19 protein-coding genes and 3 pseudogenes are annotated in these 23997 nt (G+C 67.2%); 20 read left to right on the plus strand and 2 right to left on the minus strand.

Annotation, left to right across the window (positions count from 1 at the left end):
* The first annotated feature begins 175 nt into the window (after positions 1-175).
* The 5 genes from ADT71_RS30605 (at position 176) to tilS (ending at position 6094) form a co-directional block, all read left to right on the plus strand.
* Entirely contained in the window at positions 176-331 is a 156-nt protein-coding gene (locus tag ADT71_RS30605) for a DUF465 domain-containing protein (protein WP_082370483.1), read from the plus strand.
* A gap of 242 nt (positions 332-573) precedes the next feature.
* Positions 574-2850 carry a phosphoenolpyruvate--protein phosphotransferase gene (gene ptsP, locus ADT71_RS21065; protein WP_054439983.1) on the plus strand — a complete coding sequence of 759 codons (2277 nt, stop codon included), beginning with the start codon at positions 574-576 and terminating at the stop codon, positions 2848-2850.
* A 223-nt stretch (positions 2851-3073) separates the two neighbouring features.
* The gene (locus tag ADT71_RS21070; protein ID WP_054439985.1) at positions 3074-4006 is read left to right on the plus strand and encodes a helix-turn-helix domain-containing protein; all 933 of its coding nucleotides are present in this window, start codon (positions 3074-3076) and stop codon (positions 4004-4006) included.
* A gap of 140 nt (positions 4007-4146) precedes the next feature.
* The gene (locus ADT71_RS21075; RefSeq protein ID WP_054439987.1) at positions 4147-5094 is read left to right on the plus strand and encodes a hypothetical protein; all 948 of its coding nucleotides are present in this window, start codon (positions 4147-4149) and stop codon (positions 5092-5094) included.
* The gene (gene tilS, locus ADT71_RS21080; RefSeq protein WP_054439990.1) at positions 5075-6094 is read left to right on the plus strand and encodes a tRNA lysidine(34) synthetase TilS; all 1020 of its coding nucleotides are present in this window, start codon (positions 5075-5077) and stop codon (positions 6092-6094) included. Before ADT71_RS21075 ends, tilS begins: the two co-directional genes overlap by 20 nt.
* A gap of 38 nt (positions 6095-6132) precedes the next feature.
* Here the strand turns inward: tilS and ADT71_RS21085 are convergent, their stop codons facing one another.
* Together ADT71_RS21085 and ADT71_RS21090 are read right to left on the minus strand one after the other, a co-directional pair.
* Complete coding sequence (locus ADT71_RS21085; RefSeq protein ID WP_054439992.1) at positions 6133-6774, minus strand: L,D-transpeptidase family protein; 642 nt, start codon at positions 6772-6774, stop codon at positions 6133-6135.
* 137 nt (positions 6775-6911) lie between these two features.
* On the minus strand, positions 6912-7511 hold the full coding sequence (locus ADT71_RS21090; protein ID WP_054440135.1) for a TetR/AcrR family transcriptional regulator: 600 nt from the start codon (positions 7509-7511) through the stop codon (positions 6912-6914).
* 193 nt (positions 7512-7704) lie between these two features.
* Here ADT71_RS21090 and ADT71_RS21095 point away from each other — a divergent pair, with 193 nt between their 5' ends.
* The 15 genes and pseudogenes from ADT71_RS21095 (at position 7705) to uraH (ending at position 23974) form a co-directional block, all read left to right on the plus strand.
* Positions 7705-10053: a TonB-dependent receptor gene (locus ADT71_RS21095; protein ID WP_054439994.1), complete on the plus strand. Its 2349-nt coding sequence runs from the start codon at positions 7705-7707 to the stop codon at positions 10051-10053.
* An 89-nt stretch (positions 10054-10142) separates the two neighbouring features.
* Positions 10143-11012 (plus strand): alpha/beta fold hydrolase, encoded by an 870-nt coding sequence (locus ADT71_RS21100; RefSeq protein ID WP_054439996.1) that lies wholly within the window; start codon positions 10143-10145, stop codon positions 11010-11012.
* Position 11013: 1 nt separating this feature from the next.
* Positions 11014-12294, plus strand: coding sequence for an MFS transporter (locus ADT71_RS21105; RefSeq protein WP_054439997.1), 1281 nt, complete (start codon positions 11014-11016; stop codon positions 12292-12294).
* 275 nt (positions 12295-12569) lie between these two features.
* Positions 12570-12728 carry a hypothetical protein gene (locus ADT71_RS31600; RefSeq protein WP_156336725.1) on the plus strand — a complete coding sequence of 53 codons (159 nt, stop codon included), beginning with the start codon at positions 12570-12572 and terminating at the stop codon, positions 12726-12728.
* On the plus strand, positions 12725-14068 hold the full coding sequence (locus ADT71_RS21115) for an AtzE family amidohydrolase (RefSeq protein ID WP_054440001.1): 1344 nt from the start codon (positions 12725-12727) through the stop codon (positions 14066-14068). Before ADT71_RS31600 ends, ADT71_RS21115 begins: the two co-directional genes overlap by 4 nt.
* 11 nt (positions 14069-14079) lie before the next feature.
* Positions 14080-15447 carry an NCS2 family permease gene (locus tag ADT71_RS21120; protein ID WP_054440136.1) on the plus strand — a complete coding sequence of 456 codons (1368 nt, stop codon included), beginning with the start codon at positions 14080-14082 and terminating at the stop codon, positions 15445-15447.
* On the plus strand, positions 15447-16373 hold the full coding sequence (locus ADT71_RS21125) for a 5'-methylthioadenosine/S-adenosylhomocysteine nucleosidase (protein WP_054440003.1): 927 nt from the start codon (positions 15447-15449) through the stop codon (positions 16371-16373). Before ADT71_RS21120 ends, ADT71_RS21125 begins: the two co-directional genes overlap by 1 nt.
* 4 nt (positions 16374-16377) lie before the next feature.
* A complete protein-coding gene (locus ADT71_RS21130) occupies positions 16378-17961 on the plus strand; it encodes a gamma-glutamyltransferase family protein (protein ID WP_054440006.1) in 1584 nt (527 codons plus the stop codon).
* Positions 17955-19265, plus strand: a complete 1311-nt coding sequence (locus tag ADT71_RS21135) for an allantoate amidohydrolase (protein WP_054440008.1) — start codon at positions 17955-17957, stop codon at positions 19263-19265. The genes ADT71_RS21130 and ADT71_RS21135 overlap by 7 nt, the downstream gene beginning before the upstream one ends.
* Positions 19266-19308: 43 nt before the next feature.
* Positions 19309-20513: pseudogene (locus ADT71_RS30610) on the plus strand (alanine--glyoxylate aminotransferase family protein).
* A 14-nt stretch (positions 20514-20527) separates the two neighbouring features.
* On the plus strand, positions 20528-21409 hold the full coding sequence (puuE, locus tag ADT71_RS21150) for an allantoinase PuuE (RefSeq protein WP_054440137.1): 882 nt from the start codon (positions 20528-20530) through the stop codon (positions 21407-21409).
* Positions 21406-21786 carry an oxalurate catabolism protein HpxZ gene (gene hpxZ, locus ADT71_RS21155; protein ID WP_054440014.1) on the plus strand — a complete coding sequence of 127 codons (381 nt, stop codon included), beginning with the start codon at positions 21406-21408 and terminating at the stop codon, positions 21784-21786. Before puuE ends, hpxZ begins: the two co-directional genes overlap by 4 nt.
* Positions 21783-22223 carry a 2-oxo-4-hydroxy-4-carboxy-5-ureidoimidazoline decarboxylase gene (gene uraD, locus ADT71_RS21160; protein ID WP_054440016.1) on the plus strand — a complete coding sequence of 147 codons (441 nt, stop codon included), beginning with the start codon at positions 21783-21785 and terminating at the stop codon, positions 22221-22223. Before hpxZ ends, uraD begins: the two co-directional genes overlap by 4 nt.
* A pseudogene (locus tag ADT71_RS21165) lies at positions 22220-23646 on the plus strand (FAD-dependent oxidoreductase). Before uraD ends, ADT71_RS21165 begins: the two are co-directional and overlap by 4 nt.
* Positions 23643-23974, plus strand: a pseudogene (uraH, locus tag ADT71_RS21170) (hydroxyisourate hydrolase). The pseudogenes ADT71_RS21165 and uraH overlap by 4 nt, the downstream one beginning before the upstream one ends.
* Positions 23975-23997: the final 23 nt, after the last annotated feature.

Raw genomic sequence — 23997 nt, forward strand, 5'->3', positions numbered from 1 at the left:
CGCCTCCCGCTTGACGCAGCAGGCGTGCGATTCACCGATATGTAGCATTAGCGGTCTTCGCAAGATGGGCAGGATGTGGTTCCATCCTTTTTGCGCCGCATCGATGATGCCGAGTCGCCAACAATGGTCGCCGGCAAGGATACGGCCCACCCCCCGGAAAAGAGGAGAACCGTCCATGGATAGTTCGCACGTCAGCGCCTTGCAGCTCAAACATGCCGGAATCGAAAGACAGATTCATGACGAGTTGAGCCGACCCATGCCTGACGCCGTCATGATCCAGGCCCTCAAGAAGCGAAAGCTGAAGCTGAAGGAAGAACTCTTGCGTCATTGAGCCGGCGCGTCCCCCACGGGTCTGCCTGAAGGGACCGGGCGCCGCTCCAGAGGTGCCCCCCGGTGCGTCGACGCATCGGGGGTGCGTGCGCAATGGGGGGTGAGGCTGCGCAAATGGGGGGATGCTGCGCAAATGATCGCCGGAGCGCGGGCTTGATCGCTGTGCGCGCCAAGGCGAACTAACTGATCTTTTAACCGCACGCTGCGTTCCCAAAGCGGACTCTTTGGGTTACTCGGGTTGCCATGACCAGCGGAGCCGTAGAAGCAGCACGAAACATCCTCACCCGCCTCCATGAGGTCATGGCGTCGCGCAACCACGCGCAAGCCAAGCTGAATACCGTGGTGGAAGTGATCGGCGAATGCCTCAACAGCGAGGTCTGTTCGATCTATCTCCTGCGCGAGGGGATGCTGGAACTTTTCGCCACGCGCGGCCTGGCCCAGGAAGCCGTCCACGTTACCCGCATGGCCATAGGCGAAGGCCTTGTTGGCATGATCGGGGAACGGATCGAGACGCTCAACCTCGCCGAAGCCGCCACTCATCCGGACTTTTCCTATCGCCCGGAAACCGGGGAAGACCGTTTCCACTCCTTCGCAGGCGTGCCGATCGTGCGGCGCGAACGCGCCGTGGGCGTGCTCTGCGTCCAGCACGTCGAGCCGCGCCGCTACGAGGAAGTGGAGATCGAGGCGCTTCAGACCGTCGCCATGGTCCTGTCCGAAGTCATCACCAATGCCGACCTCATCGACGAGGTGGATGTTCATGCCCTCGGCTCCGCGCAGACGGGGCCGGAGCAATTGCGCGGGCTTACGCTGGTGAAGGGTCTTGCCTCGGGACAGGCCGTCTATCATCAGCCGCGCGTCAATATCGAGCATGTCGTTGCCGAGGATACCGAGGCGGAGCGGCAGCGCGTTATCCATGCCTTCGACAAGATGCGCGAACAGATCGACCGGATGGCCAGCCAGGCCGAATTCGGCATGGGGGGCGAGCATGAGGAAGTGCTCGAAACCTACCGCATGTTCGCTTACGATGAAGGCTGGACCCGGCGGATCAACGAAGCCATCGATTCCGGCCTCACCGCAGAAGCCGCGATCGAGCGCGTGCAGCAGCGCACCCGCATGCGCATGCGCCAGATCGACGATCCGCTGCTGGCGGACCGCATGCACGATCTGGAGGATCTGGCAAACCGCCTGTTGCGGATCGTGTCCGGCCAGATGGGCACGGCAGCATCGATGGGCCTGCGGAACGACGCGATCCTGATCGCGCGCAATCTCGGCCCGGCCGAACTGCTCGAATACGACAAGCGCCGCCTCAAGGGCGTGATCCTGGAGGAAGGCTCGCTCACCAGCCATGTGGTGATCGTCGCGCGGGCCATGGGCATCCCGGTACTCGGCCGTGTACGGGGCCTGCGCGGCGTGGTCCGGGAGGGCGACCAGCTCCTGCTCGATGCCGACCAGGCCAGCGCCATGGTGCGCCCCCCGGCCGGCGTGGTCGAGGCGTTCGAGGCCCGCTTCGCCAAGAGCCGGCAGCGCCAGGCGGCCTATGCCGCCCTGCGCGAAGTCCAGCCCACCACGCTGGACGGCACGCGCATCCAGGTGATGATAAACGCGGGGCTGCGCGACGATATCGCCAATCTCGCCATGACCGGTGCCGACGGCATCGGCCTGTTCCGCACCGAGTTCCAGTTCCTGGTATCGGCCACGCTACCCTCTCGCGAACGCCAGACCCGCCTGTACCGCGATGTCATGGAAGCGGCGGGTGACAAGCCGGTGAAGTTCCGCACGGTCGACATCGGCGGTGACAAGACGCTGCCCTACCTGCGCCACGACGACGGCGAGGGGGAAGAGAACCCGGCGATGGGCTGGCGCGCGCTGCGCGTTGCCCTCGAACGCGAGGGATTGCTCAAGGTGCAGGCCCGCGCGCTGCTTGAGGCGGCTGCCGGTCGCACGCTTCATGTCATGTTCCCGCTGGTGGCCGAACCCTGGGAATTCGACCAGGCCAAGGCCGTATTCGAAAAGCAGCTCGCCTACTTGCGCGGCCAGAAGAAGCTGCTGCCCGAGGCGATCCACTACGGCATCATGCTGGAAGTGCCTGCGCTGGCCGAGCAACTCGATCTTTTGGCGCCGAAGATCTCGTTCCTGTCGATCGGGACCAACGATCTCACGCAGTTCCTCTTCGCGGCCGACCGGTCGAACCCCAAGCTGGCCGAGCGCTACGACTGGCTGAGCCCGGCGATCCTGCGCTTCCTGCGGCGCGTTGTGCGCAGCCTTGAAGGGCATGACGTGGAAATTGCGGTCTGCGGCGAAATGGGCGGGCGCCGGCTGGAAGCTCTCGCGCTGCTGGGGCTGGGAATCAGGCGCCTTTCGATCACGCCGGCCTCGGTCGGGCCCACCAAGGACCTCGTCGCAAAGGTCAATCTTGCGGAGATCAGCGCGGCGATGGAGCAATGGCTTGCCGCGCCGCCAGCGGACATGCGCGCGACGCTCACGGCCTGGGCTGTGGAGCGGGATATCCCGGTTGACTGAACGGAGCCGTGGATCGAACGGGGCAGCAGGCTGATCCCACGGGATTTTGCACCGTGGTACGATTGACACGAAGGAGTCTTGCGGGAATGCTACTCGCCGTACACGGGGTCGCATCCACCGCAAAAAATTCGAACAATCGCCCGCGTCGTGATTGACTTTGGATTCTCGCGCGGTTTGGTAGATTCCGTTCATCATCAGATTTACCAGTCCCTTCGGGAGCGGAATGGAACACGTTGAAAATCAGGGCCCGTCCGAAGGTTTGGCCAGTGTCTCGGCCGGCGGTTCGGCGTCCACCGTCGGTGCGACCTTGCGCAAGGCGCGCGAAGCCAAGGGCCTGAGCCTTCCTGACATCGCCGCGCAGACTCGCATCGCCGAGCGTCATCTTTCCGCGATCGAGGAAGATCGGCTGGGTGACCTTGCCGCACGGACTTATGCGGTGGGCTTCTCCCGCACATATGCCCGCGCGCTCGGGCTCGATGACAAAGCCATTGCGGAGCAGGTGCGCCGGCAGCTCGATGCTGAAGGACATAGCCGCGAACCGGTCATGGTTCCGCATTTCGAGCCGGGCGATCCCGCGCGTGTGCCTTCGGTGCGCCTCGCCTGGGTGGCCGCCGCCGGGGCGCTGGTGGTCATCGTGCTGCTGCTGGTGTTCTGGAGCAGCTATCTCGCGCCTGAGGGCAAGTTGCCCGACCTGATCTCCGATGCGCCCAAGCCTGCTCCGAGCGCAGTCGTGGCCGCGAAACCCGCTGCGCCTGCGGTGCAGCCCACCAACGGTCCGGTGGTGCTTGCTGCCACGGTCGAGGGCGTCTGGCTGCGTGTCACCGATGCCAAGGGCAAGCTGGTGGAGAAGGTTCTGAAGCAGGGTGAAACCTGGACCGTGCCCGAGGGCGCGCAGGCTCCGCAGCTTCGTACCGGCCGTCCCGATGGGCTGGCGATCACGGTCGGCGGAAAGGCCATTCCGGCGCTCGCGGCCAAGCCGATGACGATGTCGGGTGTTTCGCTGGTTCCTGCCGACCTGCTGGCGCGTGGACAGGCCGGGGCGCCGGCAGGCGCAACCGGAATCGCCGCTCCAACGGCTGCGGTTCCCACTGCTGGGCCTACTGTCGGGCCGAATGCGGGACAGACTGCCGCGCCGCTTTCCACGACTTCCCAATAGGCCCGCCTCGACAAGGGGGCGGGGCTTGCGGCACATCGGTCGCAAGACAATTCTGGTTAACGAGCGGTTCTGTCGCGCCCCTGCATGGCGTGACGGAACGCGATGGGCGCGGGGCGCCCCGATACGGAGTAGACCTGGCGATGAATCGTTCCCTTGTGGCAATCCGCTCGATGCGCCTGGCCGCGACGAGTGCCGTTGCTTTGGCGCTGGTCGGCATGAGCCTGCCTGCCCAGGCCCAGGAATCCACGGATTCCCGCCTCAAGAAGGTGGAGTCCGAGGTTCGCGCACTTCAGCGCAAGGTGTTCCCGGGCGGAGACGGCAAGTTCTTCCAGCCTGAAATCACGCCCGGCACGCCGGTGCCTGCCCCGGCACCGGGCCAGCCCGCGACCACGCCGGTCAGCGATATTCTCCTGCGCATGGATTCGATCGAGGCGCAGATCCGCGGTCTGACCTCGCAGGTCGAACAGAACACCAACCGCATCAACCAGATTGAGGCGCGCCTTGCCGCAGGTGTGCCGGCTCAGGCGCCTCTGTCGGGCGGCCCTGCCGCGCAGTCCAATCTCAACGCGATGAGCGGCGGGGCCAGCCCCGCGCCGACTTCGACGACTCCTGCCGCGCAGCCCTCCACGCCGCGCCCGGCTGCACCATCGAACTCGCGGATCGAGGCGGTGAAGGCTATCGTGAAGCCGCAGTCCGCCGATCCGGGCGATGACGAGTACAGCTACGGCTTCCGTCTCTGGGAAGCGAAGTTCTATCCCGAAGCACAGCAGCAGCTGAAGCTCTACCTTGAAAAGTACCCGCGTCATGCCCGCGCGAGCTGGGGCCGCAACCTGCTGGGCCGTGCCTATCTCGATGACGGCAACCCTCTGGAGGCCGCCAAGTGGTTCGTCCAGAACTACCAGACCGACAAGCGGGGCGATCGTGCGCCTGACAGCCTGCTCTATCTCGCCGTGTCCATGAAGCAGCTCAAGGACAACAAGCGCGCCTGCATCGCTCTCGCCGAGTTCAGCGAGACTTACGCCAGCGAGGCCGCCGGTCGCCTGAAGGGCACGTACGATTCCACGCGCAATGGACTTGGCTGCGCCTGACCCGATGCTGATGCCGACGCCCGAAGCCGTTGCACGGTTTCGGGCGGGGCTGGCTGCGATCTGGGGCGAAGCGATCGATGAGCCGGGGGCGCGGCTTGCGGTTGCGGTTTCCGGCGGGCCGGACAGTACGGCCTTGCTGCTGCTGGCGCAGGCCGCCTTGCCCGGCCGGATCGAGGCCGCAACCGTCGACCATCAGCTTCGCGCTGCGAGCGCGGCGGAAGCTGCGGCGGTCGCAGCGCTCTGCGCCCGGCTCGGCGTGGCTCATGCAACGTTGCAGGTTGAGGTATCGCCCGGCAACGTACAGGCCGAGGCCCGCGCCGCCCGCTATGCGGCCATGGCGGAATGGATCGCGGAGCGCGGTCTCGCCGCGCTCACGACCGCGCATCATGCCGACGATCAGGCCGAGACCCTGCTTATGCGCCTCAACCGGGCGAGCGGGGTCAGCGGCCTTGCCGGAACGCGCGGGCGGGGGCAGCTGCCGGGAACCGCCATTCCCCTGCTGCGCCCGGTACTGGGCTGGCGGCGGGAGGAACTGGCCGAGGTGGTAGCGGCCACGGGCGTCGTTCCGGCGGAAGATCCCAGCAATGCCAACGACCGGTTCGACCGCGTGCGCATCCGCAAGGCGCTTGCTTCGGCCGACTGGCTGGACGTTGCCGCCATTGCCCAGAGCGCGGAACATCTTGCCGAGGCCGATGCTGCGCTGGATTGGATGGCGGCACTGGAATGGCGGTCCTGCATCACCCGGGAGCCCATGGGACTGCGCTACCGCCCGCAGGCGCCGCGCGCGGTGGTCCTGCGCGTGCTGGCGCGCTGCGTGGTCGAACTTGGCGGTGAGGAGCCGCGCGGAAGCGCGGTGGCGCGCTTGCTGGCAAGCTTGCAGGAAGGGCGGCCCGCCTCGATCGGAGAACTGGTCGTGCGGCCCAATGCCGGCGGCTGGAGTTTTGCGAAGGCGCCCGTTCGGGCAGCGAAGAGAACCCGGCCGGTGAAGAGCGAGGGTTAGGTTTCCGGTCAGCGAGTGCCGGGGACGCGAAGGATGCCTTAGCCGCCGACCAGGTTGTCTCCAAGCCCGACCTGCTTTCCACGGGTGATGTAGACCTTGTCGCCGATCTTCGTCGTCGCGAAAAGCTTGGCGGCGAAATCCTCGGGCATTCCCACGCAGCCATGGCTGGCATAGCCCAGTTCGACCTTGGAGCCGTGAAGGGTGATGCCGTCGTCGGTCAGGCGCTGCATGTAAGGCATCGGCGCGCCGGTATAGATATTGGAGACGTGGTCCTTGTCCTTCTGGGTGATCGGGAACACGCCGAGCGGGGTGGGCTTGTCCTCCGTGCCGAGCAGGACCGCGGTTGTGCCGATCTCGTAGCCGCCTCGGAAAACCGAGAGGACGCGTGCTTCGAGATCGACGGTGACGACGATGGGCCCGGCGGGAACTTTCGCCTCGTCCCAGTGCCATTCGCCATACTTGATCGGCCCTTCGATCGGCAGGATGTGCTTTATGACGAAGGGTTCGTCTCTGGCGGCAGGCGATGGGGACGGTACCGGTGGCGGCGTTACCGGTGCGGGCCGGGCAACGACAGGGGCAGGCGTGTGGTCACGGGCTGTCTGGCGCGAGGTGATGATGAACACGCCCACGATCACGGCGATGGCCAGCAGGCCCGAGGTGAGCAAAAGGCGGGGTGTCACCTGGCGGGAAATCCTGTGGTTGAGGGGCTTTTTTTCACGCTGTTATCATCGCGCAGGAGGTGGGCGAGCGCCAGTGCGGCTTCAGCGGTGTCCCGCAAGGGGACTTGGCCGGGGTGAAAGTTAACGCGGGGAAGGCGTCATTCCCAGCCGGGCGCGGCGATCCCGGAGCGGAGGATCGAATTCGCCAGATCGGCCAGTTCCTCGGGCGTACCGTCGTTCGACCATACGGCATAGCGCAGACCGAGAAACACATTCATGCCCATGATCGCCCAGGCATGGGCTTCCCCCAGACCTTCGCGCAATTCCCCCTTGCTTGCACCGTCGGCGAGTCGTTCGCGGATGCGGCGGGCGGTCGATTCGTAGTGGATGCGGAAACTGGCGGGATCGACGAATTCGCTCTCGTCGATGATCCGGTAGATTTCCTTGTGTTCGCGGGCAAAGCGCAGGAACGCGGTCAGCGCCGCCTTTTCCGCTTCCAGCGCAGGCATCGGCTCGGCAAGCGCTTCGCGCGCGGCCTGCCGGACCTTGCTGCTGAGGTCGTCCACCAGCGCGCGGAAGATTTCATCCTTTGAATCGAAGTACGTATAGAAACTGCCGAGCGCCGTGCCCGCCCGTTTGGTGATCCCGGTTATCGAGGCTTCGTGAAAGCCGCGTTCGCCGAACTCCACGGCGGCTGCATCCAGCAGCTTGCGCAAGGTTCGCCGGCCCCGTTCGGTACGCGGCACTTTGGCCGAGATCGCCGGTTCGCGCCCCGCATCCTGCCGGCGGGATTCTTCCCTGGGTTCGGGCAGAGGGGGCTGGGTGTCATCTGTGATCACAAGAGCACAGCTAGACCCTGATCGGCAGCTTGGCAAACCTTCAATGTTGAAACTCGGTTCAACTTTCAATATCAGGGGCGGACAACAACAAGGTTTATTGGGAGTAACGGGGATGCAGCAGGTGCGATTCCGCAGCATGGGTTCGAGTTGTCTGGCGCTGGCCGCCGCGATCGGCGTTGCCGTTCCCGCCCTGGCTCAGGAGCAGGGGCGTCAGTCGGCCGAGGCATCCCGTTCCGGCGAGGAAGTGAGCGTGGGCGAGATCGTCGTCACCGCGCGCCGCCGTGAGGAGCGCCTCGTCGATGTGCCGATCGCCGTGACCAGCTTCAGCGGGGAGCAGCTTGCGAAGTCCGGCGCGATCGACATCACCGACATTGCCCAGTCCACCCCGAACGTGACACTGGAAGTTTCGCGCGGCACCAATTCCACGCTTTCCGCCTTCATTCGCGGCATCGGCCAGCAGGACCCCGTCTCGGGCTTCGAGCAGGGCGTGGGCATCTATCTCGACGATGTATACCTGAACCGTCCCCAGGCCGCCGTGCTCGACATCTACGACGTGGAACGGATCGAGGTGCTGCGCGGACCGCAGGGCACGCTTTACGGCCGCAACACCATCGGCGGCGCAGTGAAGTATGTGACGAAGTCGCTCCCGGACCGGTTCTCGCTCAAGCTTCGCGGCACTTACGGAACGTATGACCAGGCGGACGGCGTGCTGACCGTTTCCGCTCCGATCACGGATATCCTGCGGGTCGGTGGATCGGTGGCGCGCCTGTCGCGCGGCGGTTTCGGCAAGAACCTGACCACTGGCGAGGACAACTACAACAAGGATATCTGGGCCGGACGCGGCACTGTGGAGATCGGCGGCAACGGCCAGCCGGTCCTGATCCGTATTTCTGGCGACTACACGCGCGACAAGTCCAATTCACGGGGCGGTCACCGGTTGATCCCTGCCCTGGTCTCGGGCACGCCGGTGCTTGACGATGTGTTCGACAGCCAGGGCGGCCTCGACGATCCTCGGCAGGACGTGAAAGCCTATGGCCTTGCCGTCAACGCCAGTGCCGAACTGACCGATGCCCTGACGTTCCGCTCGATCAGCGCCTGGCGCAAGGACAAGAGCGCTTCGCCGATCGATTTCGATGCGCTGCCCGCCGTCGATGTCGATGTGCCTGCGTTCTACAACAACGAGCAGATCAGCCAGGAATTCCAGCTGCTTTACGATAACGGCGGCTGGCTCCAGGGCATGATCGGCGGCTATTATCTCGCGGCCAAGGCCGATACCGCCTTCGATGTGCGACTTTTCACCACGCTGAACGGGCTTACCGCCTATACCCAGGCCGATGTCGATACCGATACCTGGGCGGTCTTCGGTGACTTCACGTTCGACTTCACCGACCAGCTGAGCCTCGCGGTGGGTGGGCGCTACACCTGGGACCAGCGCAAGGCGCAGATACTGCGTCAGAACTATCTCGGCGGCGGATCGCCCGTGTTCGGCGGGCTTGGCGTGCCGTTCGGGGCGCCGAGCACGGACTTTTCGGGCAAGGCGACCTTCAAGAAGTTCACGCCGCGCGCCTCGCTCAGCTTCAAGCCGACGCCCGACCACAACCTCTACGCCAGCTTTTCGCAAGGCTTCAAGGGCGGCGGCTTCGATCCGCGCGGGGTCGGCGTGAACGCGCCGACCACCAACCCCAGCGGCATTCCGAGCGATGCTGAGATCGCCAGCTACCTCAGCTTCAAGCCGGAATCGGTCGATAGCTACGAGCTTGGCTACAAGGGCAACCTGTTCGGCGGCGGCCTCTATATTGCGCTGGCGGCGTTCCACATGGACTACAAGGACGTTCAGGTTCCCGGATCGGCGGGCTGCACGGTGGGCGGGATCGCAACGTTCTGCGGTGTCATCACCAATGCCGGCAAGGCCAAGATCGACGGTATCGAACTGGAGGCGAATGCCCGTCTCGGCGAAAATCTGGTAAGTTCGGGCGACAGGGTGAACCTGTCGGGCTCGCTGGGTTACATCAATGCGCGCTACAAGGAATATATCACGCAGGTTCCCGGTGTCGGCCCGGTGGACGTTGCCGATGCCCGCAAGGTGCAGAACACCCCCAAGTGGAACGGCAGCGCGACGCTGGCCTATACCTCCCCGGTGGGCGATGGCGACGTTTCGCTGAACACCACGCTGTCTTACCGCAGCAAGACCTACCAGTTCGAGATTCCCAATCCCTATATCGACCAGAAGGGCTATGTCCTGCTCGACGCCAGCCTCGTCTATACCGCTCCGGGCGGTCGCTGGAGCCTTGGCGTTCACGGCAAGAACATTCTGGACAAGGAATACAAGACCTCGGGCTATACTTTCGTCGGCACCGGCGCGGACGGCAGCCTGATCCCGACCCTGGGCAAGGAAGGAACCCTGACCGCGTTCTACGGCAACCCCCGGCAGGTCTTCGTGACCGGTACGCTGGAATTCTGATCGCACCCGGAGGCCCGGGATTTCCCCGGTCTTGCGGGGAGACCGAGGCCACCCGTTCGGCCCGGCAGCGGTGAAAGGACTAGCTTTCGATGGAATATCGCCTCCACCGCTACCGCAGCGCCTGCGGGAGGCTCGATCTTGCCGCGCGCGACTATCCGGCGGCGGAGGCCGGGGCGCCGGTTCTGCTGATGATGCACGGCCTGACCCGCAACAGCGCGGATTTCGAGCCCTTGGCGAGGCATCTCGCTGGGCGCTACCGGCTGGTCGTGCCGGACCAGCGGGGCCGCGGGCTTTCGCAGTGGGACCCCGATCCCGCGCAGTACCGGCCCGACGTCTATGCACAGGACATGCTGGCGCTGCTCGGCGGGCTCGGCATCGCGCGGGCCTGTCTTGTCGGCACTTCGATGGGCGGGCTCATGGCCATGGTGATGAACGCGCTGAGGCCCGGGCTCGCCAGCGGATTCGTGTTCAACGATATCGGTCCGGTCCTGGATCCTGCGGGACTTGCGCGGATACAGGGCTATGTCGGGCCGGGCGGGGCGATGGCTTCGTGGAAAGAGGCGGCGGCACGGTGCCGGGCGATCAATGCGGTTGCCTTCCCCGATTTCGGCGGCGGGGACTGGCTGGCCTTCGCCCGGCGCACTTGTCGGGAGAATCCCGAGGGGACCGTCTCGTTCGACTATGATCCCGCCATTTCCAGAAGCATGGACGGTGACGCCCTGCCAACCGTGCCGCCGGACCTCTGGCCCTTGTGGGACCTGCTGGGCGCCGCGCCGGTGCTGGTGGTGCGAGGGGCGCTGTCTGACCTGCTCGGAATGGAAACCGTCCGCGAGATGGCGCGCCGTCACTCCGGCCCTTATGCCCATGTCGAGGTGCCGCGCGTCGGCCATGCCCCGATCCTCGACGAGTTGCCCGCACTGGCGGCAATCTCGGCGTTTCTCAAGGAATACGTAAGCTGACATGAGCGGCACAGAACACGGCCAGAACGGCACCGAGACGCTACACAAGTCAACCTCGCCCCGGCTGGTGCTGGCGATGCTGCTTCTGGTCTACATCTTCAACTTCGTGGACCGCCAGATCCTCGCCATCCTTGCCGCGCCGATCCAGAAGGAGCTTGCGCTCGACGATGCGCAGATGGGCATGCTGGGAGGTCTCGCCTTCGCCATGCTCTATTCCACGCTGGGGGTTCCGCTTGCCTGGCTTGCCGATCGGACCAGCCGGTCGTGGGTCATCACCGGTTCGCTGGTGATCTGGAGCCTGTTCACTGCGCTGTGCGGCGCGGCCACCGGGTTCTGGCATATCTTCCTTGCCCGGCTGGGCGTGGGCGTGGGCGAGGCTGGCGGCGTTGCGCCGTCCTATGCGGTGATCGGCGATCATTTCCCGAGCGAGCGGCGGGCTTTCGCGCTTTCGGTCTATTCGCTGGGCATTCCGCTGGGATCGGCGGCGGGCGTGCTGGCGGGCGGCTATGTTGCCGCGCGTGTGGACTGGCGGGCCGCCTTCGTCGCCGTCGGGCTGGCCGGACTGCTGATCGCGCCGCTGTTCAGGCTGGTGGTCAGGGACAAGCCCCGTCCCGCCCGCGCCGCGCCCGCCGTTCGCTTCGGCGAAGTGGCCGCGCTGCTCGTGCGCAAGCGGGCGTTCTGGTTGCTGAGCTTCGGCGCCGCGTCCAGTTCGATGCTGGGCTACGGCCTAGCCTTCTGGCTGCCGAGCCTGCTCCAGCGCAGTTTCGGGCTCGATCTCGTGCAGACATCGTGGTTCATCGGCGCGGTCCTGCTGATCGGCGGGACGGTGGGCGTGCTTGCGGGCGGCCTGCTGGCGGATCGTCTCGGCAAGGCCGACCGCGCCTGGTACGGCCGGGTTCCGGCCCTGGCCTATGTCGTTGCGGTGCCGCTTTTCGCGGGCGGAATCTGGACATCCAGCGTGGCGCTTGCCTTCGCATTGTTCATCGTCCCGCAGGCGCTCGCTTATGTCTGGCTCGGCCCGGTGACGAGCGCGGTCCAGCATCTTGTCGAGCCGCCCGCCCGGGCGACTGCCTCGGCGCTGTTCCTGCTGATCAACAACCTGATCGGCCTTGGCGGCGGCATCTACGCGCTGGGTGCGCTGTCGAAGACGCTGGCACCGGTTTATGGAGCGGAATCGCTGCGTTATTCCATGCTGCTGGGGCTTGGCCTCTACCTGCTGGCGGCGGTGCTCATGAGCCTGGCCGGACCGGCGCTGCGGCGGGAATGGGTCGCCGAGAACTAGGGTGCCGGGCGGGATCGCCCGCAGGTTCCCGCGCAAGCCGGAGGCGGCGGTTTGCAGGCCGCTCTAATTTTTGCAACGATCCATCCCGATCATAGCGTTTGATCGAACACCGGCCAACGGGCAGAGCCTTGGTCATGTCGCGTGTCCTCCCGTTCCGAAACCCGGAAAACCTCCCGAACCCGCTTGTCCGTCCCAGGCCCGCCGGGCATGATCGCGCGGTGTCCGAGGTCCGTGCCCGTCGGCGCGGCGGGGCGCTGCTGAGGAGGCCGTTTTTCGTGTCCGACCGTCCCGCGATTCCCCTGACCCTCGAAGAAGTGGCGCGCGCTGCCGACCAGCGCGGGCTCGTCGTCGCGCCGGCCTGCATGGCGGGCGTCATGACCAATCTCGCGCTGCTGGCGCGCCATGCCGAGACCCTGCGCGGGACGACCAAGTGAAATCCGTCCGCGAGATTGCCGAGGCCGTTCGCAGCGGCCGGACAAGCGCCGTGCAGGTGGTGGAGCAGTGCCTTGCCGCGCTGCCCGCCCCCGGCGCCGATCCGCTGGTGGCGATCACGCGGCTGCTGCCCGCGCGTGCCCTTGCCGAGGCGGCGGCGGTCGACGCCGCGATCGCGGCGGGCAAGGACCCCGGACCGCTCGCCGGTGTGCCTTACGGGGTGAAGGACCTGTTCGACGTGGCCGGGCTGCCGACCACGGCGGGCTCCTCGATCTATGCCGAGGCGCCGGCCGCGCTTGCCGATGCCGAGGCTGTTGCGCGGCTGCGCTCTGCCGGCGCGGTGATGGTGGCCACGCTCAACATGGACGAGTTCGCCTACGGCTTCGCCACGATCAACGCGCGCCACGGCACCACCCGCAATCCTCACGATCCCTCCCGCCTTGCCGGCGGTTCCTCGGGCGGCTCGGCGGCGATGGTCGCGGCCGGGCTGCTCGCGTTTTCGCTGGGATCGGACACCAACGGCTCGGTGCGCGTGCCCGCCAGCCTCACCGGGATCTACGGGCTGAAGCCTTCGCATGGCGACCTTCCGCTGGCAGGCGTGTTTCCCTTCGCCGAGAGTTTCGACGACGTGGGGCCGTTCACCGCCACAGCGGCGGACATGGCGCTCGTGTGGGAAGTGCTATCGGGCCGCAGCGCGCAAGACGGGGATCGGCCGCTGCGCCTCGGCCGTCTGGGCGGCCGCTTCCGCGAGAATGCCGATGCCGGCCAGCTCGCCGCGATCGACGCCATCGCGCCCGATGCCCCGCAGGTCGAACTGCCGGACATCGCCCGCGCCCGTTCGGCGGCGTTCCTCATTACCGCCTTCGAAGGCGGCAACCTCCATCGCCATGCCCTGATCGAACAGGCCATGGCCTTCGATCCCGCAACGCGGGACCGTCTCCTCGCAGGTGCGTTGCTGCCCCGCGCGCTCTACGAGGAGGCGGTAGCTTTCCGCCATGCCTTCCGGGAACGGATCGCCTTGATGATGGCCGATTTCGATGTGCTGCTGGCGCCCGCGACACCTTGCGCGGCCCCGCTCATCGCAGATCCGCGCATCGAGATCGACGGCGCGCTTTCGCCCGCAAGGGCGGATCTGGGCATTCACACGCAGCCGATCAGCTTCACCAGCCTGCCCTCGCTTGCCGTGCCGCTGCACCGGCCGGGGCGATTGCCGCTGGGCCTGCAACTGATCGGCGCGCCGGACGGGGAACCGGCCCTGCTGCGCTTCGCCGCGCAGCTTGAACGACAGGGAATTATCGGGGTGAGCGAGCCCATCCGCTCGCTGCAAGGGGCAGACAGGTGACACAAGTGGACATGACGGCGGACGACGAACCGGGCACGCCGCCCGCAGGACCCGGCGCGGGCGCGCTGGAGCGCTGGTTTTCGCTGAAGGAGCGCGGCACCACCGCCCGTACCGAGGTTCTGGCGGGCGTGACCACGTTCCTGACCATGGCCTATATCGTGCTGGTCAATCCGGCGATCCTGGGCACGGCGGGAATGCCGGTGGCCTCGGTGGCGGCCGCAACCTGCTTTGCCGCCGCCTTCGCCTCGATCCTGATGGGCTTCGTTGCCAATACGCCGCTGGCGCTGGCGCCGGGCATGGGGCTCAACGCCTATTTCAGCTTCACCGTCGTCCAGCAGATGGGCGTGCCCTGGCCGGTGGCGCTGGGCTGCGTGTTCATATCGGGCGTGGCGTTCCTCGTCCTGACCGTTACCGGCGTCCGCCAGCTGATCGTCGCCTCGATCCCGCAATATCTCTTCGCGGCGGTGGCGGGCGGCATCGGCCTGTTCATCGGCTTCATCGGCTTCAAGGACGCCGGCATCGTCGTTGCCAATCCCGCCACTTTCGTGGCGCTCGGCGATCTCAAGGCGCCCGGCGCGGCGCTGGCGCTGATGGGGCTGGCGGTGATCGGCGCGCTCAGCGTGTGGAACGTGCGCGGGGCGATGCTGATCGGCATCCTGGCGACCAGCGTGGTCGGCTGGCTCTGCGGCATGGTCTCGGTCTCGCCGGAACCCTATTCGCTCGAAGCCCTGACCGGCACGGCCTTCAAGCTGGACCTTGCGGGCGTGTTCGGCCTTTCCGGCAGCCATGGCCTGGGTCTGCTGGAGATCCTTTTCGTGTTCCTCTTCGTCGACCTGTTCGACAATATCGGAACCCTCGTGGCGGTGACCAAGCGCGCCGGGCTGATGGACGAGAACGGCCGCATCCCGCGCCTCAACCGCATCCTCATCACCGATGCCACCGCCACCATCGTCGGCTCGATGGCGGGCACCAGCACGGTGACCTCCTATGTGGAAAGCGCGGCGGGCGTGCAGGAAGGCGGGCGCACCGGCCTGACCGCCGTGGTCACCGGGCTGCTGTTCCTGGCCACCATGTTCGTGGCGCCTTACGCCCAGCTCATTCCCCTGGCGGCAACCGCGCCCGCGCTCATCATCGTCGGCGGGCTGATGCTGCTGCCGTTGACCGAGGTGGAATGGGAAGATCCGCTGGCGGCGATCCCCGCCTTCCTCACGGTGGCGATGATCCCGCTCACCTTCTCGATCGCCAACGGCCTCGCCTTCGGCATCACCGCCCATGCCGGGCTCAAGATCGTGCGCGGCACCATCGAGAAGAAGGACTGGTTCCTGCTGGTGCTGGCCCTGCTGTTCATCGCCCGCTTCGTCTGGATGGGAGCCGCCTGATGCGCGCCATTGCAATGTTCCTCGCCCTTGCCGCCGTCTGCGGCGCGGTTCCCGCCGAAGCGAAGCGGCTCGACGATACGCCGCGCACCGTGGTGATGACCGCGTTTTCGCCCGAATGGGACGCACTCGCCCCGGCCATCAGCAAGCCGCGCGAATACAAGGTCAACGGGCTTACCTTCCTCACCGGCAAGCTGGAGGGCAAGCCGGTGGTGCTGATGGCCAGCGGCGTGTCGATGGTGAACGCGGCGATGAACACGCAGCTCGTGCTGGATCGCTTCAACGTGCGCCGGATCGTCTTTTCCGGGATCGCCGGCGGCGTCGATCCCGAACTGTCCATCGGCGACGTGGTGGTGGCGCAGGACTGGGCCCAGTATCTTGAGGTTTCCTTCGCGCGCCAGACCGAACAGGGCTGGTCGTGCCCGAGGAAGTCGATGCCAGGGGCGACCGAAGAACTGGAACATGATGTTCCGCGCGGCGTGCGGCTGGGCAATGCGGCGGAACCGATGCAGCGGCATTACACGATCGCGGTCGATCCCGGCCTCGTCGATCTTGCCCGCAAGGTCACGTCCGAAGTCACGCTGCGCCGCTGCGCCAAGGACGGTCCGCCCGAGCAGGCCGGGCCGTGCCTGCCGCAGACGCCGCGCATCGTCGTGGGCGGAACCGGGGTGAGCGCGGGCGTCTTTGCCGACAATGCCGAGTTTCGCGGCTATCTCCAGCAGGCCTGGCACGCCCGCGTGCTCGACATGGAAAGCGCGGCGGTGGCGCAGGTCGCTTATGCCAACCGGGTGCCGGCCATCGTGTTCCGCAGCCTTTCCGATCTCGCCGGGGGGGATGCCGGGGCGAACCAGATGAATGCCTTCATGGCGCTGGCCTCGGTCAATTCCGCCCATGTCGTGCGCGCCTTCGTCGCCGCGCTGCCGGACTGAGGCGATGGAACTGACGACGGTTACCGGAACGCGCGGCATCGTCACGGCGCCGCATCGCCTTGCGGCCGAAGCGGGGCTGGCGGTGCTGATGGACGGCGGCAATGCGGTGGAGGCTACCGTTGCGGTGGCCGCCACGCTGGCGGTGGTCTATCCGCACATGACCGCGATCGGCGGAGACGGTTTCTGGCTGATCCGCGAACCGGACGGCGCCGTGCATTCGGTACACGGCTGCGGCGGCGCGTCAGGCAGCGCCGACCTTGCGCTCTATGCCGGACTGGACGCGGTGCCCACGCGCGGGCCGCTGGCGGCCAACACGGTGGCGGGGACGATTTCAGGCTGGGCGGCGGCGCTGGAATCCTCGGGAGGGACACTGCCGCTCGAACGCCTGCTGCGCGATGCGATCCGGCATGCCGGGGAAGGTGTGACCGTGACCGCCGGGGGCGCTGTCATCGCCGCTGCCAAGGGCGCCGAACTGCGCGCCGCGCCGGGAGCCTATGCCGCGGTGTTCGAGCCGGAAGGCCGCCCGCTTGCCGAGGGTGACGTGCTGCGCAATCCCGCGCTTGCCGAAACCTTCCGCACGCTGGCGAGAGAGGGGCTGGACAGTTTCTACCGGGGCGAAGTGGCCGCCGCGATCGCCGAGGATCTTGCCGCGCTGGGCAGCCCCGTTTCGGCGGCGGACCTTGCCGCGCATCGCGCCACCCGGCTGCAGCCGCTTTCCGTCCCCATCCGCGGCGCGCGCCTCTACAACAGCGCCCCGCCGACGCAGGGCTTCGCCTCGCTGGTGATCCTTGCGCTGTTCGACCGGCTCGCCGCCGATGGGCCGGGCGGTTTCGCCCATGTCCACGGGCTGGTCGAGGCGACCAAGCAGGCCTTCCTGCTGCGCGACGCGCACGTGGGCGATCCGGCCTATTCCGATTACGATTTTCAGGCCCTGCTTGACGATCCGCAGGCGCTTGATGCCATGGCGGCGCGGATCAATCCGGCCCGCGCGCTGCCCTGGCCGCAGCCGCCGCAGTGGGGCGATACCTGCTGGTTCGGCGCGGCGGACGGGGAAGGCTGCGTGGTCTCCTCCATCCAGTCCACCTATTTCGAGTTCGGTTCCGGCCTGGTGCTGCCGCGCAGCGGGATCGTCTGGCAGAACCGGGGCAGCTCGTTCCGTCTGGCCGAAACGGGGTGGAATGCGCTCAAGCCCGGTCGCAAGCCGTTTCACACGCTCAACCCCGCGCTCGCCGTGTTCGAGGACGGGCGCGTCATGGCCTATGGCACCATGGGGGGCGAGGGGCAGCCACAGACGCAGGCGGCGCTGTTCAGCCGCTATGCCCGCTACGGCGCCGACCTCCAGGCCGCGATCAGCGCGCCGCGCTGGCTGCTGGGCCGGACATGGGGCGAGGCGACGACCTCGCTCAAGCTGGAGGACGGTTTCGACGAGGCGCTCTACGCCGCGCTGGCGCAGGCCGGGCACGACGTCGAGCGGGTCGGCCCGCTGACCGCGACGATGGGCCATGCGGGCGCCGTGGTGCGACTGCCCGGCGGCACGTTCGAAGGCGCCACCGACCCTCGCAGCGATGGCGGCGTGGCCGCATGGTAGAGACCGGCGGAGCCCGCGCCGTCGCCCGCTGCGATGCCCTTGGCGCGGCGCCTTACAGCGAGCTGGAGCAGGGCCTCTATCGCGGCTACCTGACCCCGGCCTACCATGCCACGGTGGACCTCGTAGGCGCGTGGATGGTCGATGCGGGGATGGATGTCGATCTCGATGCCGCCGCCAATCTCCATGGTCGCTACGAAGGCGAGGCGGCCGGCGCCCCGGCGCTGGTGATCGGCAGCCACCTCGATTCCGTGCGGGACGGCGGCTGCTACGATGGCCCGCTGGGGGTCATGCTCGGCATCGAATGCGTCGCCGCGCTCAACGAGCAGGGCCGCCGCCTGCCTTTCGCCATCGAGGTTTACGGTTTCGGGGACGAGGAAGGCTCGCGCTTTCCCGCCGCCATGCTGACGAGCCGCGCCGTGGCCGGAACGCTGGACGTCGATCTCGGCGCGATTGCCGATGCCGAGGGGGTGTCGATGGAAGTGGCGCTCGGCTCGTTCAAGACCGATTATGACGTGGTGACGGCCAAGACGCCGACGAACACCTTCTCGACACGGACCTACCGCGCCGCGCGCCGCGCGCCGGAAGACATCGTGGCCTATCTCGAAGCCCATATCGAACAGGGTCCGGCGCTGGAGGCGGAAGGGCTGGCGCTTGGCACCGTCACCGGGATCGCCGCGCAATTGCGCTATGCCGCCACCGTGCGTGGCATGGCGGGCCACGCGGGCACGAGTTCGATGCCGCTGCGCCGCGATGCGCTGGCAGGGGCGGCCGAAATGGTGCTCGCGATCGAGGAGATCGCCCGCGCGGATGGATCGGATCTCGTCGCCACCGTCGGCAGGCTGGAGGCCATGCCCGGCGCTGCCAACGTGATCCCCGGCGAAGTGCGCTTCACCATCGATGTGCGCTCGGGCGAGGCGGCCCGGCGGGACCGTGCGGCGCGGGAAATTCTCTCGCGGCTGGAGCAGATCGCCTCGAAGCGCGGCCTCGTGCTCGATCTGGCGCGGGTCCACGACCTGCCGGCCAGCCCTTGTGATCCCGTGCTGATGGACCTTCTGGACGCGGCCATGGTCGAGGCTGGCCAGCCGGTGCGCCGTCTCGTCTCGGGTGCGGGGCACGATGCCATGGTCATGGCATCGCTCTGCCCCACGGCGATGCTGTTCATCCGCTGCAAGGACGGCGTGAGCCACAATCCCGCCGAGCATGTCGAACCCGCCGACGCCGATGCGGCGCTGCGGGTCATGCGGGGCTTCATCGAGAAACTGGGCCAGAAACACTTGGGAGACAGCTTTGCCGACCGAACTTGATCCGCTGCTCTTCGGCGAGATCGACCCGCCCCAGCGCCTGCTCATGGGGCCGGGGCCGATCAACGCGCACCCCCGCGTGCTGCGGGCGATGAGCGCGGACCTGCTGGGCCAGTTCGACCCGGAAATGACCGGCTACATGAACCAGGTCATGGCGCTCTACCGTCCGATCTTCGGCACGCGGAACCAGTGGACCATGCTGGTGGACGGCACCGCGCGTGCGGGGATCGAGGCGGCGCTGGTCAGCCTCGTGGCGCCGGGCGACGTGGTGCTGGTGGTGAACTTCGGGCGCTTCGGCCTGCTGCTGGCCGAAATCCTCACCCGCATCGGCGCGGTGATCGAGACGGTGGACGCGCCCTGGGGCGAGGTCGTGCCGCTGGAACGCGTGGCCGAGGCCATCGCCCGCTGCCATCCCAAGGTCGTGGCCACCATTCACGGCGACACTTCGACGACGATGGCGCAGCCGCTCGACGGCTTCGGCGAACTCTGCCGCCAGGCGGGCGCGCTCAGTTATGTCGATGCCACGGCGACCATCGGCGGCATGGAACTGGCGGCGGAGCGCTGGGGCGTGGATGTCGTCACCGGCGGTTTGCAGAAGTGCATGGGCGGCCCCTCCGGCTCGGCGCCGATCACGATTTCGGACAAGGCGGCCGAGCACATCGGACGCCGCCGCCACGTGGAACAGGGCATCCGCCGCGACGACATCGTGGACGGGCAGGGGCCGCGCATCGGTTCCAACTATTTCGACCTTGCCATGGTGATGGACTACTGGTCGGACAAGCGGCTCAACCACCATACCGAGGCGACCTCGATGCTCTATGCCGCCCGCGAATGCGCGCGCATCGCATTGGGGGAAGGGCTGGAGGCCCGCTATGCCCGCCATGCGGCTGCGGGCCGGGCGATGGCGGCGGGGCTGCGCGCCATGGGGCTCACGCTGTTCGGCGACGATGCCCACCGGATGACCAACGTCACCGGCGTGTTCATTCCCGAAGGCGTGGACGGCGAAGCGGTGCGCATGGCGATGCGGCAGCAGTTCGAGATCGAGATCGGCACCGCCTTCGGCCCCCTGCAGGGCCGGATCTGGCGGATCGGCGCGATGGGGTACAATGCCATGAAGCACAAGGTGCTGCTGACCTTGGCGGCGCTGGAAGCGTGCCTCGGCATGGGAGGCTTCAGGCTGCGCCGGGCGAGGCGGTTCCGGCGGCCATGGCTGCATGGGACTTTCCGCAAGTTCGGGAGCAGCGGGCATGAGCAAGGGCGCGGACATGGCCCGCGATCTCGTCGGCTATGGCCGCACGCCTCCCGATCCGCAGTGGCCCGGCGGGGCGCGCGTGGCGGTGCAGTTCGTCATCAACTACGAGGAAGGCGCGGAGAATTCCGTCCTCAACGGCGACGAACGCTCCGAGGCCTTCCTCAGCGAGATGGTCGGCGCGGCCAGCCATGCCGACCGGGCGATGGCGATGGAGAGCCTTTACGAATATGGCAGCCGCGCCGGGTTCTGGCGGCTCCACCGGCTGTTCACCGGGCGCGGGTTGCCGGTGACGGTGTTCGGCGTGGCCAGGGCCATGGAGATGAACCCCGAAGCCGTCGCCGCGATGCTGGAGGCCGGCTGGGAAATCGCCAGCCATGGCCTGCGCTGGATCGATTACCAGAACGTGCCCGAAGCGGTGGAACGCGCTCACATCGCCGAAGCCATCGCGCTTCACGAAAGGCTCACCGGCAGCCGCCCGCTCGGCTGGTATCAGGGCCGCACCTCGCCCAACACCGCGCGGCTCGTCGCCGAGGAGGGTGGCTTCCTCTACGATGCGGACAGTTATGCCGACGACCTGCCCTATTGGGACAGGCGGCACGGCAAACCGCAGCTCGTGGTGCCCTATACGCTCGACGTGAACGACATGAAGATCGTGGCGCTCAACGGCTTTACCGAGGGGGAGCAGTTCTTCCGCCACATGCGCGACACTTACGATCAGCTTCGCGAGGAAGGCGGGCGGATGATGTCGGTGGGCCTGCACGGCCGCATCGCCGGCAAGCCCGGCCGCGCCCGCGCCGTTGCCCGGTTCCTCGATCATGTCGTCGCCAGCGGAGACGGATGGGTTGCCCGGCGCATCGATATCGCGCGCCACTGGCAGGAGCGTTTCCCGGCATGAAGATCGACGATCCCGTGCTTCACGCCGAAGTGGCCGCTGCCTTTCGCGCCTACGAGCGCGCGCTGATGGCGGACGATGTTCCGGCGATGGACGCCCTGTTCCATCAGGCGCCCACCACCAACCGCTACGGCGTGGGCGAAGTGCTTTACGGGATCGAGGAAATCCGCGCATTCCGCAAGGGACGCGGAGGCTCGCCGCAGCGCCGGCTCGGGCGTGTCGCCATCACCGTCTATGGTGACAGCTTCGCCACCGCCGATGCCGAATTCTTCCGCGAGGGTTCCGACCGTCGCGGCCGCCAGACGCAGAGCTGGGTGCGTTTCGATGACGGCTGGAAGGTCGTTTCCGCTCATGTCAGCCTCGAAGGGAGCACGTCGTGACCGCGCTTTTCGAACATAGCCCCTGGGTGGAGGAGCGTGCCGATGCGCGGCCTTCCTCGGGGGATCGCCATGCCGATCTCCTGGCGGTTATGCATGAGGCCAGCGTCGGGGAACAGCTCGCCCTGATCCGCGCGCATCCCGAACTGGCGGGCAAGGCGGCGATCGACCGGACCCTGACCGAGGCTTCGGCCGCCGAACAGGCCAGCGCCGGTCTCGACCGCCTGACGCCGGGGGAATACGAACGCTTCCACGCGCTGAACGCCGCCTACCGCGCCCGGTTCGGCTTCCCCTTCATCATCTGCGTGCGGTTGACCGACAAGGCGGGCATCCTTGCCGCGATGGAGCGCCGCCTCGGCAACGAACGCGACGCCGAAGTGGCGACGGCGCTGGAACAGATCGGCGAGATCGTGCGCCTGCGGCTGGAGGATGCGGCATGAGCGGGGTCGGACTGGCCGCGCTCGAAGAGCGGCTGGCGCGCGAGCTGGAGCTGATCGGTCATGACCGGCCCGAATGGGTGCGGCCGCGCACGTTCGAGGGTGCGGACGTGCTTGACGTCGCGGTGATCGGCGGCGGGCAGTGCGGGCTTTCGGCCGCCTTCGGGCTGCGTTCGCAAGGCGTGCGCAATGTCATGGTGTTCGACGAAAACGAGCCCGGGTTCGAAGGGCCGTGGGAAACCTATGCGCGCATGGTCACGCTGCGCACGCCCAAGCATCTCAACCCGATCGATTTCGGCATTCCCTCGCTCACTTATCGCGCATGGTGGGAAGCGCAGCACGGCGCCGAAGGCTGGGCGGCGGTGGACAAGATCGCCCGTGGCGACTGGATGGAATACTTGCGCTGGTATCGCCGCGCGCTCGCCCTGCCGGTGACGAACGGCGCGAAGCTGCTGCGGATCGAGCCTTTGCCCGAAGCCGGGCTGCACCGCCTGCACTTCGCGGACGGCAAAGTGGAACAGGCGCGCAAGGTCGTGCTCGCCACCGGCATCCAGGGCGGGGGGGAATGGCACACGCCCGCCATGGTGCGCGACAATCTGCCGGGATCGCTCTGGGCGCATACCAGTGAGCCTATCGATTTCGCCGCGCTGCACGGCAAGCGCATCGGCATCCTGGGCGGCGGGGCTTCGGCTTTCGACAATGCCAACTTCGCGCTTTCGCAAGGCGTGGCGGCGGCGGAAGTCTTCATTCGCCGCAAGGCGCTGCCGCGCGTCAATCCGATCCGCTTCATGGAACGGGTGGGATTCACCGCGCGCTATCCCGCGCTGGACGATGCCACCAAGTATGCGGCGATGGACTGCTTCCTGGGCCACAACCAGCCGCCGACCAACGACACTTTCGAACGTGCCGCCGCATGGCCCGGCTTTGCGCTGCACCTTGGCGCACCGTGGCTCGGCGTGGCGGAGCACGAGGGCCGCGTGCGGGTGACGACGCCGCTGGGCTTCCACGAATTCGACTTCGTGGTGGTTTCCACCGGGCTCGTCAGCGATCCGGGCCTGCGCCCCGAACTGGCGCAAGTGGCCGGGCTTATCCAGCGCTGGGGCGAGCGAGTGGTGCCGACCGGGCCGCGCAATGCCCTGATCGACGCACATCCCTACCTTGGCCCCGCATTCGAGTTCACCGCGCGGCAGGGCGTGGACCCCGCGCCGCTGCACGGGCTGTTCGCGTTCAACTATTCCGCGCTCGTCAGCCTCGGCCTTTCCGCATCGGCGCTTTCGGGCCTGCAGAACGCCCTGCCGCGCTTGTCAGGGGCGTGGCGGACCAGTTGTTCCTCGATGACCGGGAGGTGCTGGTGGCCGAGTTCCTGACTTATGACGAGCACGAGTTCCTGGGCGCATGGCCGGTGCTGCCGGAGTTTGCCGCATGAGCACGCTTTCCACGCACGTTCTCGACACGGCCCATGGCTGCCCGGCCGAGGGAATCGCGCTGGAACTCGCGGCGCCGGCGGGGCGGTGCTGTTCACCGGCACGACCAATGCCGATGGCCGCTGTCCGGGCATTCCCGCGCTCGATCCGGGGGCCTACCGCCTGACTTTCGCGGTGGCCGCCTATTTTCGCGGCAGGGGCATGACCCTGCCGGAACCGCCGTTCCTTGACCGTGTGTCCATCGACTTCGGCGTGGCGGACGGGCAGGGGCACTATCACGTTCCGCTGCTCGTCTCTCCCTTCGGCTATTCGACTTACCGGGGAAGCTGACATGGCGCCGCGTCCGATCCTGA

It is taken from the genome of Novosphingobium sp. ST904 (assembly GCF_001298105.1).
Classification (GTDB): domain Bacteria; phylum Pseudomonadota; class Alphaproteobacteria; order Sphingomonadales; family Sphingomonadaceae; genus Novosphingobium.

Excerpts from the sequence above, each read along its gene's own strand:
- ADT71_RS21100 (WP_054439996.1), top strand. The coding sequence starts at position 10,143 with ATGGAATATCGCCTCCACCGCTACCGCAGCGCCTGCGGGAGGCTCGAT.
- tilS (WP_054439990.1), top strand. The coding sequence starts at position 5,075 with ATGGACTTGGCTGCGCCTGACCCGATGCTGATGCCGACGCCCGAAGCC.
- ADT71_RS30605 (WP_082370483.1), top strand. The coding sequence starts at position 176 with ATGGATAGTTCGCACGTCAGCGCCTTGCAGCTCAAACATGCCGGAATC.
- ptsP (WP_054439983.1), top strand. The coding sequence starts at position 574 with ATGACCAGCGGAGCCGTAGAAGCAGCACGAAACATCCTCACCCGCCTC.
- ADT71_RS21120 (WP_054440136.1), top strand. The coding sequence starts at position 14,080 with ATGACGGCGGACGACGAACCGGGCACGCCGCCCGCAGGACCCGGCGCG.
- hpxZ (WP_054440014.1), top strand. The coding sequence starts at position 21,406 with ATGAAGATCGACGATCCCGTGCTTCACGCCGAAGTGGCCGCTGCCTTT.
- ADT71_RS21130 (WP_054440006.1), top strand. The coding sequence starts at position 16,378 with ATGGAACTGACGACGGTTACCGGAACGCGCGGCATCGTCACGGCGCCG.
- ADT71_RS21105 (WP_054439997.1), top strand. The coding sequence starts at position 11,014 with ATGAGCGGCACAGAACACGGCCAGAACGGCACCGAGACGCTACACAAG.
- ADT71_RS21075 (WP_054439987.1), top strand. The coding sequence starts at position 4,147 with ATGAATCGTTCCCTTGTGGCAATCCGCTCGATGCGCCTGGCCGCGACG.
- ADT71_RS21125 (WP_054440003.1), top strand. The coding sequence starts at position 15,447 with ATGCGCGCCATTGCAATGTTCCTCGCCCTTGCCGCCGTCTGCGGCGCG.
- ADT71_RS21095 (WP_054439994.1), top strand. The coding sequence starts at position 7,705 with ATGCAGCAGGTGCGATTCCGCAGCATGGGTTCGAGTTGTCTGGCGCTG.
- ADT71_RS21070 (WP_054439985.1), top strand. The coding sequence starts at position 3,074 with ATGGAACACGTTGAAAATCAGGGCCCGTCCGAAGGTTTGGCCAGTGTC.
- ADT71_RS21135 (WP_054440008.1), top strand. The coding sequence starts at position 17,955 with ATGGTAGAGACCGGCGGAGCCCGCGCCGTCGCCCGCTGCGATGCCCTT.
- puuE (WP_054440137.1), top strand. The coding sequence starts at position 20,528 with ATGGCCCGCGATCTCGTCGGCTATGGCCGCACGCCTCCCGATCCGCAG.